Genomic DNA, 15,482 nt, shown 5'->3' with positions numbered 1-15,482 from the left:
CGCCGTAGGATTCAGCGCAAACCTTGGTCAATGCCGCTGTCAGAGTGGTCTTGCCATGGTCGACGTGACCGATGGTGCCCACATTAAGGTGCGGTTTTTTACGTTCAAATTTCTCTTTAGCCACGGTAGATAGCCTCTTTGATTAGCTTGGGTTCAGTTAGCCTTGCTTCTTGATGATTGCTTCGGCGATGTTAGTTGGCGCCTCGGAGTACTTCGAAAACTCCATGGAGTAGCTCGCACGCCCCTGGGACATGGAGCGCACATCCGTGGCGTAACCGAACATCTCACCAAGTGGGACCTCAGCGCGGATCACTTTACCGGAAACGGAATCTTCCATTCCTTGTACCAGACCGCGACGACGATTCAGGTCGCCCATCACATCACCCATGTAGTCCTCGGGTGTCACAACTTCGACATTCATCATCGGCTCGAGCAGCACCGCGCCGCCCTTCTGGGCCAAATGCTTGGTGGCCATGGAAGCAGCGATCTTGAATGCCATCTCGTTCGAATCGACATCGTGAAACGAGCCATCGAACAGTGTTGCTTTCAAGTTCAGCAGAGGATAACCGGCAAGAATGCCGTTCTTCATCTGCTCGTCGATACCCTTCTGGACAGCCGGAATATATTCACGCGGTACCGAGCCACCGACAGTTTCATTCACGAAGACAAGACCTTCCTCGCTTTCGTCGGATGGCTCAAACCGGATCCAGACGTGACCATACTGGCCGCGACCACCGGATTGACGCACGAACTTGCCTTCGATTTCGCACTTGTTGCGGATCGCTTCACGATAAGCCACCTGCGGCTTGCCGATATTGGCTTCCACGCCAAATTCGCGCTTCATGCGATCAACCAGAATATCCAGGTGCAGCTCGCCCATACCGGAGATAATGGTCTGACCGGACTCTTCATCAGTGCGCACACGGAATGACGGATCTTCCTGAGCCAACTTACCCAGGGCAACACCCATCTTTTCCTGGTCAGCTTTTGTTTTCGGCTCAACTGCTACCGAAATAACCGGCTCAGGAAACTCCATGCGCTCAAGGATGATCGGATGATCCTGTGAACAAAGAGTGTCACCCGTGGTGACGTCCTTCATCCCGATGAGAGCCGCGATATCCCCGGCCAGCACTTCCTTGATCTCCTCGCGGGCGTTTGCATGCATTTGCACCATACGACCCACGCGCTCTTTTTTACCCTTGACTGAATTCAATACAGCATCGCCAGACTTCAGCACGCCGGAATACACCCGAACGAACGTCAGCGTTCCCACAAAGGGATCAGTAGCGATCTTGAATGCCAGCGCAGAGAAGGGCTCGGAATCATCGGCATGCCGCTCATCGAGCCTCTCCTCGTCATCAGGGTGAGCACCCTTGATAGCAACAACCTGGTCAGGCGCAGGCAAGTAATCGATAACGGCGTCAAGAACCAGGGGCACGCCCTTGTTCTTGAACGAAGTACCACAGACCGCAGGAACAATCTCGCAGGCCAGAGTGCGCTGACGCAGCCCCGCCTTGATCTCGTCCTCGGTCAACTCGCCACCTTCCAGGTACTTGTTCATGAGCTCTTCATTGGCTTCGGCAGCAGCCTCGACCATCTGCTCACGATACTTCTGCGCCATCTCCAGCATCTCGGCGGGAATGTCTTCCTCGCGAGCGGTAAGGCCGCTGTCCTCATCGCTCCAGTACATGGCTTTCATGCGCAGCAGGTCGATTTGCCCCTCGAAGTTTTCTTCGGCGCCGATAGCCAACTGGATCGCGACAGGCGTATGACCAAGCCGCTTCTTGATCTGCTCGACTACGCGCAGAAAGTCTGCACCCTGTCGGTCCATCTTGTTCACGTAAACGATACGCGGCACACCATACTTGTTGGCCTGACGCCATACCGTTTCCGACTGCGGTTCAACACCGGAGGTACCACAGAACACGACGACTGCGCCGTCGAGCACCCGCAAGGAGCGCTCTACTTCGATAGTGAAGTCGACGTGACCGGGCGTATCGATGATGTTGACGCGGTGACGCTTGTATTGCTTCTCAGAACCTTCCCAGAACGCCGTGGTAGCAGCAGAGGTGATGGTAATCCCTCTCTCCTGCTCCTGCGCCATCCAGTCCATGGTAGCCGCACCATCGTGCACCTCACCCATCTTGTGGTTGACGCCGGTGTAAAAAAGAATCCGCTCCGTCGTAGTAGTCTTGCCCGCATCAACGTGCGCGCAGATACCAATATTCCGGTACAGATTAATGGGGGTTACACGAGACAAAATATTCTCCTGAGTCGTTAGAAGCGATAATGGGAGAAGGCTTTGTTGGCTTCAGCCATACGGTGCACATCTTCACGCTTCTTGACTGCTGCACCCTTACCTTCAGCAGCATCGACCAACTCGCCAGCCAGACGCAGAGCCATCGACTTCTCGCCACGCTTACGGGCAGCGTCAACCAACCAGCGCATCGCCAGAGCGTTGCGACGGGAGGGACGCACTTCAACCGGAACCTGATAGGTGGCACCACCTACACGGCGGGATTTAACCTCGACCAGCGGTGCAATGGCATCGAGCGCGCGCTCGAACAGCTCGACTGGATCTTCGGTCTTGGTACGCTCCTTGACCTTGTCCAGGGCACCGTAAACGATGCTTTCGGCTACGGCTTTCTTGCCGCTTTCCATTACGTGGTTCATGAACTTGGCGAGAATCTGGCTGCCGTACTTTGGTTCTGGCAGGATCTCACGTTTTGCTGCTACGCGACGTCTTGGCATGATAAGCCCTCAAACGGTCTTCAGGTTAGCCCGGGACTTGCCCGACCTTACTCTTATCGACTCAGGATAAATGAATTCAAAAATTACTTAGGACGCTTGGCACCGTACTTGGAACGGCCCTGACGACGATCCTTGACACCGGAGGTGTCCAGAGAACCGCGAACAGTGTGATAACGCACACCTGGCAAATCCTTTACACGACCACCACGGATCAGCACAACGCTGTGCTCCTGGAGGTTGTGACCTTCACCACCGATGTAGGAAGAAACTTCGTAACCGTTGGTCAAACGGACACGGCAGACCTTACGCAGAGCCGAGTTCGGCTTCTTCGGCGTAGTGGTGTATACACGAGTACACACGCCACGACGCTGCGGGCAGTTCTGCAGCGCTGGCACGTCGCTTTTTTCAGCAACGCGCTTGCGCGGCTTGCGAACCAGCTGGTTAATTGTCGCCATCTAGCAAAACTCCACTGATGTCTATCAGACATATTAAATAAAAAATGGCAGGACACAGCGTCCCACCAATTTTAGGGGTACGGAATTCTATAGAGCCCGCCCCCGCTCGTCAAGGTCAGCGGCGCCCGCGGGCGCCGACCACCTTATTCAGTCGTTGCCCGAATTCAACGCATCGGACAGCGCCTGCTCGATCTCTACTGCACTGACCTTCGCCGGCTTGTCGGCCATACGCTGACGCTTGCGCTCGGCGTGATAGGCCAGACCGGTACCGGCTGGAATCAGACGACCTACTACTACGTTCTCTTTCAAGCCGCGCAGATGGTCGCTCTTTCCAGTGACGGCCGCTTCGGTCAGTACCCGCGTGGTTTCCTGGAAGGAAGCCGCGGAAATGAACGATTCGGTCGACAGCGATGCCTTGGTAATACCCAGCAGCACGTGCTCGTACTTGGCCGGGAATTTATCCTGAGCAACCAGGCGTTCGTTTTCTTCCAGAGCGCTGGTCAGTTCGATCTGATCGCCCTTGATGAAGTTCGAATCACCGGTCTCTGTGACTTCAACCTTACGCAGCATCTGGCGAATGGTCACTTCGATGTGCTTGTCGTTGATCTTCACGCCCTGCAGGCGATATACGTCCTGAATCTCGTTGACAATGTACTTGGCCAATGCACTGACACCCAGCAAACGCAGGATATCGTGCGGGTTGCTCGGACCGTCGGAGATGACTTCACCCTTGGTAACCTGCTCACCTTCGAACACGTTCAGGTGACGCCACTTCGGAATCAGCTCTTCGTACTGCTCGCTGCCATCGGTCGGAGTAATGACCAGACGACGCTTGCCCTTGGTTTCCTTACCGAAGGAAATCGTGCCGCTGATTTCCGCCAGAATGGAAGATTCCTTCGGGCGACGGGCTTCAAACAGGTCGGCAACACGTGGCAAACCACCGGTGATGTCTCGGGTCTTTGACGTTTCCTGGGGAATACGGGCAACAACGTCACCCACGTTCACCTTGGCACCATCGGACAGATTGACCAGAGCGTTGGCTGGCAGGAAGTACTGGGCAGGCACATCAGTACCTGGCAGCAACAATTCCTTGCCGTTTTCGTCGACCAGCTTCACTGCAGGACGGATGTCCTTACCTGCTGCCGGGCGATCCTTGGCATCCATGACTTCAAGGTTGGTCAGACCAGTCAGCTCATCAGCTGTACGCTTGATGGTGATGTTCTCTTCCATTCCAAAGAAAGCCACAGTACCGGATATCTCGGTAACGATGGGGTGAGTGTGCGGATCCCACTTGGCAACAACCTGACCAGCGGCAACCTTTTCACCTTCCTTGATGGAAATGAAGGCACCGTAAGGCAGCTTATAGCGCTCGCGCTCACGACCGAATTCGTCAGCTACGGCCAGTTCACCGGAGCGGGATACGGCCACAAGAGTTCCGTCGGCACGCTCAACGTGCTTAAGGTTGTGCAGACGAATAATGCCGCCGTTCTTCACCTGAACGCTGTCAGCAGCCGACGTCCGGCTTGCCGCGCCACCGATGTGGAACGTACGCATGGTCAGCTGGGTACCTGGCTCACCGATCGACTGGGCAGCAATAACACCCACGGCCTCGCCGATGTTGATCAGGTGACCGCGAGCCAGGTCGCGACCGTAACAGGTACGACATACGCCATAGCGGGTTTCACAGCTGATGGGCGAGCGCACAATGACTTCGTCGACGCTGTTCAGCTCGAGGAACTCGACCCACTTCTCATCAATCAGGGTGCCGGCCGGAACGATAGTTTCTTCCGTGCCGGGTTTGATCACATCACGGGCAATGGTACGACCCAGTACGCGCTCACCCAGCGGCTCGACGATATCGCCACCTTCAATGTGCGGCGCCATGAGCAGGCCGCGATCGGTGCCGCAATCAGTCTCGGTGATCACCAGATCCTGGGCTACGTCTACCAGACGGCGTGTCAGGTAACCCGAGTTCGCTGTCTTCAGAGCCGTATCGGCCAGGCCCTTACGGGCACCGTGCGTGGAGATGAAGTACTGGAGTACGTTCAGACCCTCACGGAAGTTGGCGGTAATCGGCGTCTCGATGATTGAGCCGTCCGGCTTGGCCATCAGGCCCCGCATACCCGCCAACTGACGAATCTGGGCAGCGGAACCCCGGGCACCGGAGTCAGCCATCATGTACATGGAGTTGAAGGACTCCTGCTCCACTTCGTTGCCGTCACGATCCAGCACGCGGGTGGACTTGAGGTTGTCCATCATCGCCTTGGAGATCTCGTCGTTGGCCTTGGACCACAAGTCGATCACCTTGTTGTACTTCTCACCCTGGGTCACCAGACCCGAGGCGTACTGATCTTCAATCTCTTTCACTTCTTCGGTGGCCGCATCAATGATGCGCGCCTTCTCATCGGGGATGACGAAGTCATTCACACCAATGGAAGCACCAGAAATGGTCGAGTAGGCAAAACCGGCATACATCAGCTGGTCAGCGAAGATAACGGTTTCCTTCAGACCCACCACGCGGTAGCACTGGTTGATCAGCTTGGAAATCGCTTTTTTCTTCAGGGGCTGATCGACCAGCTCATAGGGCAAGCCCTTGGGCAGAATCTGATACAGCAGGGCCCGACCGACCGTGGTATCAACGATACGGCTTTCTGTGGTCCAGCTCTCATCCTTGTGCTTGATGGTTTCGCTGATGCGTACTTTTACCAACGCGTGCAGATCAGTCTGACCACTACGGTAAGCCATCTCCACTTCGTTAACGTCGGCGAAGCGCATGCCCTCGCCCTTCGCATTGATACGTGTACGGGTCATGTAGTACAGACCCAGTACCACGTCCTGCGATGGCACGATGATCGGCTCACCGGAAGCCGGCGACAGGATGTTGTTGGTGGACATCATCAGTGCACGCGCTTCCAGCTGGGCCTCGAGGGTCAGCGGAACGTGTACAGCCATCTGGTCGCCGTCGAAGTCGGCGTTGTAGGCAGCACAGACCAGCGGGTGCAACTGGATTGCCTTACCTTCAATCAGAACCGGCTCGAACGCCTGGATACCCAGGCGGTGAAGGGTCGGAGCACGGTTCAGCAGTACTGGGTGCTCGCGAATTACGTCAGCGAGGATATCCCATACTTCTGGCAGCTCGCGCTCGACCATCTTCTTGGCGGCCTTGATGGTAGTCGCCAGACCACGGTGCTCCAGCTTGCCGAAGATGAACGGCTTGAACAGCTCGAGTGCCATCTTCTTGGGCAGACCACACTGGTGCAGACGCAGGGTAGGACCAACCACGATTACCGAACGGCCGGAGTAGTCGACGCGCTTGCCCAGCAGGTTCTGACGGAAGCGGCCCTGCTTGCCCTTGATCATGTCGGCCAGGGATTTCAGCGGGCGCTTGTTGGTGCCGGTGATGGCACGGCCACGACGACCGTTGTCCAGCAGGGCATCAACCGACTCTTGCAGCATGCGCTTTTCGTTCCGCACGATGATATCGGGCGCAGACAGATCCAGCAGACGCTTGAGGCGGTTGTTACGGTTGATCACACGGCGGTACAGATCGTTCAGATCCGAGGTCGCGAAACGGCCACCGTCCAGGGGTACCAGCGGACGCAGATCCGGCGGCAGCACGGGCAGTACGGTCATGACCATCCACTCGGGCTTGTTTCCCGAACCGTGGAACGCTTCCATCAGCTTCAGACGCTTGGACAGCTTCTTGATCTTGGTCTCGGATGTAGTCTGCGGAATCTCTTCACGCAGCACGGCAATCTCGTGGACCAGATCCATGTGAGTCAGCAGCTCGAAGATCGCCTCGGCACCCATGCGGGCATCGAAGTCGTCACCGAACTCTTCAAGCGCTTCGAAATACTGTTCATCGTTGAGCAGTTGACCCTTTTCCAGGGTCGTCATGCCCGGCTCGATAACCAGGTAGGATTCGAAATACAGCACGCGCTCGATATCGCGCAGCGTCATGTCCAGCAACAAACCGATCCGGGAAGGAAGCGACTTGAGGAACCAGATATGAGCGACCGGTGAGGCCAGCTCGATGTGACCCATGCGTTCGCGACGGACCTTGGCCAGAGCCACTTCCACGCCGCACTTCTCGCAGATCACACCACGGTGTTTGAGCCGCTTGTACTTACCGCACAGGCACTCGTAATCCTTTACCGGGCCAAATATCTTGGCGCAGAAAAGGCCATCACGCTCAGGCTTGAACGTGCGGTAGTTGATGGTTTCCGGCTTCTTGACTTCGCCATATGACCAGGACCGGATCATTTCCGGTGACGCCAAGCCGATTCGCAGTGAATCGAACTCTTCAATCTGTCCCTGGGACTTAAGCAGGTTCAGTAGATCTTTCAAGGCCTATACTCCTCGCAGTGTCTCAATGGCGGGATACTTTCACCATTGAGACATGGGCAGTTGGTGGTTACTCGGATTCCAGTTCGATATCGATACCCAGCGAACGGATTTCCTTGATCAACACGTTGAAGGATTCAGGCATGCCTGGCTCCATACGGTGATCCCCGTCCACGATGTTCTTGTACATCTTGGTACGGCCATTCACGTCGTCCGACTTCACAGTCAACATTTCCTGCAATGTGTAGGCTGCACCGTATGCTTCCAGGGCCCAGACCTCCATCTCACCGAAACGCTGACCACCAAACTGCGCCTTACCACCCAACGGCTGCTGGGTTACCAGACTGTACGAACCGGTGGAACGGGCGTGCATCTTGTCATCGACCAGGTGGTTCAGTTTCAGCATATACATGTAACCAACAGTCACCGGACGATCAAAGCTGTTACCGGTACGACCGTCGATCAGCTTCATCTGACCTGTATCGGGCAAGTCGGCCAAGCGCAACATATGCTTGATCTCATGCTCCTTGGCACCGTCGAATACGGCCGTCGCCATGGGCACACCACCACGCAGGTTGTTCGCCAGGTCGATGATTTCCTGATCGCTGAGCTCTTCGAGTTTCTCCTGGCGACCACCAACCTTGTTGTAGATCTCGTCGAGGAACTCGCGCAGCTCGGCAACCTTGCGCTGGTCTTCCAGCATCCGGTTGATCTTCTCACCCAGCCCCTTGGCCGCGAGGCCCAGGTGGGTTTCGAGAATCTGACCTACGTTCATCCGCGAAGGAACACCCAGCGGGTTCAGCACGATGTCGACCGGCGTGCCGTACTCGTCATGGGGCATGTCTTCGATCGGCATGATGACCGAGATAACACCCTTGTTACCGTGACGACCGGCCATCTTGTCACCCGGCTGGATGCGGCGCTTGATAGCCAGGTAGACCTTGACGATCTTGAGTACACCTGGCGCCAGGTCGTCGCCCTGCTGCAGCTTGCGCTTCTTGTCTTCGAACTTGTCGTCCAGCAGCTTACGGCGGTCAGACAGATACGCCTGCGCCATCTCCAGCTGCTCGTTCAGACTGTCTTCGCTCATGCGCAGTTTGAACCACTGTCCATGCTCGATGCCGTCCAGAATTTCATCAGTCAGCTTCGCGCCCTTCTTCAGGCCAGCACCGCCTTCAACTGACTGACCAACCAGCGCTGCACGCAGACGCTCGAAAGTAGCTACTTCGACGATACGGAACTCTTCCTGCAGATCCTTGCGGATCTCGTCGAGCTGTTCCTTCTCGATCGCCAGGGCGCGGGAATCGCGCTCGACGCCGTCACGGATGAAGACCTGAACGTCAATGACCGTGCCCTTGGTACCAGTCGGCACGCGCAGGGACGTATCTTTAACGTCAGACGCCTTCTCACCGAAGATGGCTCGCAAGAGCTTCTCCTCAGGAGTCAGCTGGGTTTCACCCTTGGGCGTGACCTTACCGACCAGGATGTCGCCAGGGCCGACTTCGGCGCCGACGTAGACCACACCAGCCTCATCCAGCTTGCCCAGTGCCGATTCACCGACGTTGGGGATGTCGGAGGTGATTTCCTCCGGCCCCAGCTTGGTGTCGCGGGACACACAGGTCAGTTCCTGGATGTGGATGGTGGTGAAGCGATCTTCCTGCACCACGCGCTCGGAGACCAGAATCGAGTCTTCGAAGTTGTAACCATTCCAGGGCATGAACGCGACGCGCATGTTCTGACCCAGGGCCAGTTCACCCATGTCGACGGAGGAACCGTCGGCGAGGATGTCATTGCGTACGATGACATCACCTTTCTTCACCAGCGGACGCTGGTTGATACAGGTGTTCTGGTTGGAACGGGTGTATTTGGTCATGACGTAGATGTCGACGCCGGCTTCGCCAGCTTCGATCTCGTCATCGGCCACGCGCACCACGATACGGCTGGCGTCGACAGAATCGATCACACCACCGCGGCGTGCGGTTACGCACACACCCGAGTCACGGGCAACGTTACGCTCCATGCCGGTACCGACCAGAGGCTTCTCAGCACGCAGTGTGGGAACGGCCTGACGCTGCATGTTCGAACCCATCAAGGCGCGGTTGGCATCGTCGTGCTCGAGGAACGGAATCAACGACGCAGCAACCGATACTACCTGGCGCGGCGACACGTCCATCAGGGTCACTTCATGTGGCGCCTTGACAGTAAATTCGTTCTGGTGACGCACTGCTACCAGGTCATCGGTCAGCTTGCCGTCTTCAACCTTGGCGCTAGCCTGGGCGATAACGTGATCGGATTCTTCGATCGCTGACAAGAAGATGATCTCGTCGGTCACCTGGGCATCGCGTACACGACGGTACGGGCTTTCCAGGAAGCCGTACTTGTTAGTACGGGCGTAGGTAGCCAACGAGTTGATCAGACCAATGTTCGGGCCTTCAGGCGTTTCGATAGGACATACGCGACCGTAGTGGGTCGGGTGTACGTCACGCACTTCGAAGCCGGCACGCTCACGGGTCAGACCGCCCGGCCCAAGAGCCGAGACACGGCGCTTGTGGGTGATTTCGGACAGCGGGTTGTTCTGGTCCATGAACTGGGACAGCTGGCTGGAACCGAAGAATTCTTTCACTGCCGCCGCAACCGGCTTGGCATTGATCAGATCCTGCGGCATCAGGCCTTCGCTTTCGGCCATGGACAAACGTTCCTTGACCGCACGCTCAACACGCACCAGACCAACACGGAACTGGTTCTCGGCCATCTCGCCAACCGAGCGCACGCGACGGTTACCCAAGTGGTCGATATCGTCGACAACGCCTTTGCCGTTACGGATGTTGACCAGGGTCTTGAGCACTTCGATGATGTCTTCCTTGCTCAGGACACCAGCGCCTTCGATCTCGTCACGGCCAATACGACGGTTGAACTTCATGCGGCCAACAGCAGACAGATCGTAACGATCGGTGCTGAAAAACAAGTTGCCGAACAGGGTCTCGGCAGCATCCTTGGTTGGCGGCTCGCCGGGACGCATCATGCGATAGATTTCTACCAGCGCTTCAAGCTGGGTAGTAGTGCCATCAATGCGCAATGTGTCGGAGATGAACGGACCACAGTCAATATCGTTGGTGTACAACGTCTCCAATCGCTTGATGCCAGCCTTCTGCATCTTGGCAATCAGATCAACCGAGATTTCGACGTTGCACTCGGAGATAATTTCACCGGTGGCGGGATCCATCATCGGCTTGGCAATAGTACGGCCAAGCACGTAGTCAAATGGCACTTCCAGACTGTCGATACCTGCTTTCTCAAGCTGGTTGATGTGCCGTGCTGTGATACGACGGCCCTTCTCGACAATAACCTTGCCCTTGTCATCCTTGATGTCAAAGGTCGCAATCTCGCCGCGCAGGCGCTGGGGTACGAGCTCGAGCTGCAGGTTTTCACCCTTTACCTCGAACACGTTGGTGTCGTAGAAGATGTCCAGAATTTCGTCGGTCTGGTAACCCAGCGCACGTAACAGCACGGACGCAGGCAACTTGCGACGACGGTCGATACGAACAAAAACCGCATCCTTGGGATCAAATTCAAAGTCCAGCCAGGAGCCGCGGTAAGGAATCACGCGGGCCGAGTACAGCAGCTTGCCGGAGCTGTGCGTCTTGCCACGATCGTGGTCGAAGAACACACCCGGGCTGCGATGCAGCTGGGAAACGATAACACGCTCGGTACCGTTGATCACGAAGGTACCGTTCTCGGTCATCAGGGGGATTTCCCCCATGTAGACTTCCTGCTCCTTGATGTCCTTGATCGCCTTGTTGGAAGACTCACGATCAAAGATGATCAGGCGCACTTTCACGCGCAGCGGGACCGCGTAGGTCACACCACGAGAGACACATTCCTTGACGTCAAAGGCAGGATCGCCCAGACGATAACCGACATATTCGAGTGCCGCATTACCGGAGTAGCTGATAATGGGGAACACAGATTTGAAGGCCGCATGCAGACCGATATCACGAACCTGCTCCTTCGCCACGTCCGATTGCAGGAATTCCCGATAGGAATCCAGCTGAATCGCCAGCAGATAGGGCACATCCATCACATGCGGCAGTTTGCCAAAGTCCTTGCGGATACGTTTTTTCTCAGTATATGAGTAAGCCATCAGCGTTCCCCAGCTTGGTCACCTGCTTGATTGGCTTTCCCCTGCGGGGAAAACCAGAAAATGCTTGCAAGTCCTACGCCTTGCTCACCCCTCGGGGTGCCTTCCCGTCGGCTGCTTCACAGAAGCTCACCAGAACGGAAAAAGGCCGGTGGCACACAGGCCACCAGCCATCAATCTGACCGTTAAATCAGACTGTCGACACAAGGTCGCACAAGCTTACTTGAGCTCAACCTTGGCGCCGGCTTCTTCCAGGGTCTTCTTGGCAGCTTCTGCCTCGTCCTTGGAGACGCCTTCCTTGATGGTGCCAGGAGCGCCGTCAACCAGTGCCTTGGCTTCTTTCAGGCCCAGGCCTGTCAGCTCGCGAACAGCCTTGATCACGTTCACTTTCTTCTCACCGGTTTCGGTCAGAACAACGTTGAACTCGGTCTGCTCTTCAGCAGCAGCGGCAGCCGGGCCGGCAGCTGGGCCAGCAGCGGCAGCAGCGGAAACGCCAAACTTCTCTTCCATTGCCTGGATCAGTTCAACAACCTGCATTACTGACATTTCGGAAACGGCGTTGATGATATCTTCGTTGGTCAGAGCCATGACTCAAATTCCTGTATTGGTGGACGATCCGGAGACCGTCAAAATAGGGTGTGCGAATGAACGAGCTTGAAGCGCCTATCAGGCAGCTTCGGCTTCCTTCTGATCGCGAACAGCAGCCAAGGTACGAACGAACTTGCTGGTGGCGCCTTGAATCACGCTCATCAGCTGGCTAATAGCCTCGTCGTAAGTCGGTAGCGTAGCCAGAATGTCGATCTGTGAAGCTGCAAGGAAGTTGCCTTCAAAGGCTGCGGCCTTGATCTCGAATGCGCTCTGACTCTTGGCAAACTCTTTGAACAAGCGGGCAGCAGCACCGGGATGTTCATGGGAGAAGGCGATAAGAGTCGGACCTGTAAAGACGTCGTTGAGGCACTCGTACTGAGTTCCTTCAACAGCGCGACGCATCAGTGTGTTACGCACAACGCGTACGGTCACACCGGCATCACGCGCATCTCTGCGCAGACCAGTCATAGCAGCAACGCTCACACCGCGGGCATCAGCCACAACAGCGGAGAGCGCACCTTTGGCAGCTTCGTTGACTTCAGCGACGATGGCTTTCTTGTCTTCGAGCTTAATTGCCACGGGTTTTACTCCTGGATTTACCATTGATCGCCCGAAGGCGACGTGTATTGGTGTCTGATCCAGCCTGCACTGAATCGGGAGCACCATCTGCGTAGGCTGGGAGAAATGCTTCCCCTTTTTGAGACTTTCGCCACCTACGGTCTTGGATAGCCCCCGCGATGGCAGGGACCCCAAAAAGTAGCGCTCTACCCAGAGGCAGAGCGCTGTTAAATCAGATAGTCAGGGAAGCGTGATCGATCTGAACCCCGGGACCCATAGTGGTGCTCAGGGTTACGCGCTGCAGATAGACACCCTTTGACGTGGAAGGCTTGGCCTTCTTAAGGTCGGCGATAAGGGCTTCAACGTTTTCCTTCAGCTTGACGGCATCAAAGCCGACCTTGCCGACTGAACAGTGAATGATGCCATTCTTGTCGGTGCGGTAGCGAACCTGACCGGCCTTGGCATTTTTCACGGCAGTGCCAACGTCAGCAGCCACGGTGCCAACCTTGGGGTTAGGCATCAGACCACGGGGGCCCAGCAGCTGACCCAGTTGACCAACAACGCGCATCGCATCAGGAGAAGCGATAACCACGTCATAGTTCAGGTCGCCGGCTTTCATTTCAGCAGCCAGATCATCCATACCCACCTTGTCGGCACCGGCGGCCAGAGCAGCCTCGGCGTTGGCGCCCTGAGTGAACACGGCTACGCGTACGGTCTTGCCAGTGCCATGCGGCAACAGGGTGGCGCCACGTACGACCTGGTCGGACTTGCGTGGGTCGACGCCCAGATTGACAGAAACGTCAACCGACTCGACAAACTTGACACTGGATACTTCGGCCAACAGAGCGGCGGCATCTTCAAAGGCGTACGCCTTGTTTGCCTGCACTTTCTCGTTGATTGCCTTTTGACGCTTGCTCAACTTAGCCATTTACACACCCTCCACAGTAAGGCCCATGCTACGCGCGGAGCCGGCGATGGTACGCACAGCGGCGTCCATGTCGGCAGCTGTCAGATCAGCCTTCTTGGTAGTGGCGATCTCTTCCAGCTGTGCACGAGTAACAGTGCCTACTTTCTGGGTGTTCGGGCGAGCGGAACCGCCCTTCAAGCCAGCAGCCTTGAGCAGCAGGATGGCCGCCGGAGTACTCTTGGTTTCAAAGGTGAAGCTACGGTCACTGTAAACGGTGATGATCACGGGTGTCGGCAGACCAGGTTCCATGCCTTGGGTCTTGGCATTGAACGCCTTGCAGAATTCCATGATATTAACGCCGTGCTGACCCAGAGCCGGACCCACTGGCGGACTAGGGTTAGCTTGACCAGCTTTCACCTGCAGCTTGATATAAGCATTGATTTTCTTAGCCATGTTTCTTTCTCCAATGGGTATTAGCGCCTTGCGGCTCCCCGGTTTAACACATCACACTGACAACAAAACCCCGCACCGCCATTGGCGCTGCAGGGTTCAGGAGGACGTGGGCAATCAGCCCTTTTCTACCTGGCCGAACTCGAGCTCGACTGGGGTAGGACGACCAAAGATGAGAACAGCCACCTGAACACGGCTTTTCTCGTAGTTCACTTCTTCCACCACACCATTGAAGTCGGCGAAAGGACCATCAGTAACGCGAACCACTTCACCTGGCTCGAACAGCGTCTTGGGCTTGGGCTTATCCGTGCCTTCGGCAACGCGGCGCAGGATAATATCCGCTTCCTTGTCAGTAATTGGCGCAGGCTTATCGGCGGTACCGCCAATGAAACCAAGTACCCGGGTAGTGTCTTTCACCAGGTGCCAGCTACCTTCGTTCATTTCCATCTGGACCAGAACGTAGCCAGGAAAGAACTTGCGTTCGCTCTTGCGTTTCTGACCGTTGCGCATTTCCACTACTTCTTCAGTGGGCACAAGGATCTCGCCGAACAGCTCTTCCATTCCGGCCAGCTTGATACGCTCCTGAAGTGAGCGCATGACGTGCTTTTCATAGCCTGAAAAGGCATGCACTACGTACCAACGCTTAGACACGGATCACCCTTAACCAATGAACTGAGAAATGATCCAACCCAGCAAGGTATCCAGCCCCCACAAAACAAGGGCCATCACCAATACAACCGCTACTACAATAAGGGTTGTCTGAGTCGTTTCCGGACGGGTTGGCCAAACCACCTTGCGAATTTCAATGCGCGCTTCTTTCAAGAGCGCCCAAAAAGCCTTGCCTTTGGATGTCTGCAGCGCTACAAAGCCTGCAACCAAACCCAACACAACCAGTGCTAGGGCACGATACAAAACAGGTTCGGCGGCAAAATAATGGTTTCCATAAACCCCGGCGACAACAATGATCGCCACGACAATCCACTTGGGTACATCTAGGCGGTCGTCGTAAAGCTCAGCTTTGGTGCTCATGAATCATTAAATCCTGTTTTGGTAGCCAGAAAATGAAATCTGGCAGGCCAGGAGGGAATCGAACCCCCAACCTGCGGTTTTGGAGACCGCCGCTCTGCCAATTGAGCTACTGGCCTGTAATCGCAGTCGAGCCGGCAATAGTACCGGCTCGACAGTTCAAGATCAAATGCTAATTAAGCAATAATCTTGGCAACCACGCCGGCACCAACGGTACGGCCGCCTTCGCGAATCGCGAAGCGCAGACCATCTTCCATGGCGATCG

At 56.0% G+C, this 15,482-nt stretch carries 13 protein-coding genes and 1 tRNA gene; all 14 read right to left on the bottom strand.

What is annotated here, in order from left to right:
• Positions 1–124, bottom strand: a 124-nt coding sequence (locus IEV54_RS17140; protein ID WP_229734600.1) for a GTP-binding protein, incomplete at its 3' end; no start/stop codon positions are given.
• A gap of 33 nt (positions 125–157) precedes the next feature.
• A complete protein-coding gene (fusA, locus tag IEV54_RS17135) occupies positions 158–2,260 on the bottom strand; it encodes an elongation factor G (protein WP_150279427.1) in 2,103 nt (700 codons plus the stop codon).
• A gap of 17 nt (positions 2,261–2,277) precedes the next feature.
• Positions 2,278–2,751 carry a 30S ribosomal protein S7 gene (rpsG, locus tag IEV54_RS17130; protein ID WP_150279428.1) on the bottom strand — a complete coding sequence of 158 codons (474 nt, stop codon included), beginning with the start codon at positions 2,749–2,751 and terminating at the stop codon, positions 2,278–2,280.
• An 83-nt stretch (positions 2,752–2,834) separates the two neighbouring features.
• Positions 2,835–3,206, bottom strand: a complete 372-nt coding sequence (gene rpsL, locus IEV54_RS17125; RefSeq protein ID WP_022964798.1) for a 30S ribosomal protein S12 — start codon at positions 3,204–3,206, stop codon at positions 2,835–2,837.
• Between the two features lie 147 nt (positions 3,207–3,353).
• Positions 3,354–7,553, bottom strand: a complete 4,200-nt coding sequence (gene rpoC / locus IEV54_RS17120; RefSeq protein ID WP_150279429.1) for a DNA-directed RNA polymerase subunit beta' — start codon at positions 7,551–7,553, stop codon at positions 3,354–3,356.
• A 67-nt stretch (positions 7,554–7,620) separates the two neighbouring features.
• Positions 7,621–11,691 carry a DNA-directed RNA polymerase subunit beta gene (rpoB, locus tag IEV54_RS17115; RefSeq protein WP_150279430.1) on the bottom strand — a complete coding sequence of 1,357 codons (4,071 nt, stop codon included), beginning with the start codon at positions 11,689–11,691 and terminating at the stop codon, positions 7,621–7,623.
• Positions 11,692–11,907: 216 nt separating this feature from the next.
• Positions 11,908–12,276, bottom strand: coding sequence for a 50S ribosomal protein L7/L12 (gene rplL / locus IEV54_RS17110; protein ID WP_150279431.1), 369 nt, complete (start codon positions 12,274–12,276; stop codon positions 11,908–11,910).
• Positions 12,277–12,354: 78 nt separating this feature from the next.
• Positions 12,355–12,855, bottom strand: coding sequence for a 50S ribosomal protein L10 (rplJ, locus tag IEV54_RS17105; protein ID WP_150279432.1), 501 nt, complete (start codon positions 12,853–12,855; stop codon positions 12,355–12,357).
• A gap of 211 nt (positions 12,856–13,066) precedes the next feature.
• Complete coding sequence (gene rplA / locus IEV54_RS17100; protein ID WP_150279433.1) at positions 13,067–13,762, bottom strand: 50S ribosomal protein L1; 696 nt, start codon at positions 13,760–13,762, stop codon at positions 13,067–13,069.
• Positions 13,763–14,194: a 50S ribosomal protein L11 gene (gene rplK, locus IEV54_RS17095; protein WP_150279434.1), complete on the bottom strand. Its 432-nt coding sequence runs from the start codon at positions 14,192–14,194 to the stop codon at positions 13,763–13,765.
• Between the two features lie 114 nt (positions 14,195–14,308).
• Entirely contained in the window at positions 14,309–14,842 is a 534-nt protein-coding gene (gene nusG / locus IEV54_RS17090; RefSeq protein ID WP_150279435.1) for a transcription termination/antitermination protein NusG, read from the bottom strand.
• A gap of 9 nt (positions 14,843–14,851) precedes the next feature.
• On the bottom strand, positions 14,852–15,220 hold the full coding sequence (secE, locus tag IEV54_RS17085; RefSeq protein ID WP_150279436.1) for a preprotein translocase subunit SecE: 369 nt from the start codon (positions 15,218–15,220) through the stop codon (positions 14,852–14,854).
• 40 nt (positions 15,221–15,260) lie between these two features.
• A tRNA-Trp gene (locus IEV54_RS17080) sits at positions 15,261–15,336 on the bottom strand.
• A gap of 57 nt (positions 15,337–15,393) precedes the next feature.
• Positions 15,394–15,482, bottom strand: an 89-nt coding sequence (locus IEV54_RS17075) for an EF-Tu C-terminal domain-related protein (protein ID WP_074842176.1), incomplete at its 5' end; no start/stop codon positions are given.

The organism is Halopseudomonas salina (genome assembly GCF_014637955.1).
Taxonomy (GTDB): domain Bacteria; phylum Pseudomonadota; class Gammaproteobacteria; order Pseudomonadales; family Pseudomonadaceae; genus Halopseudomonas; species Halopseudomonas salina.
The sequence above is the reverse complement of the archived record's forward strand: the minus strand, read 5'-3'. Positions and strand labels throughout refer to the sequence as shown.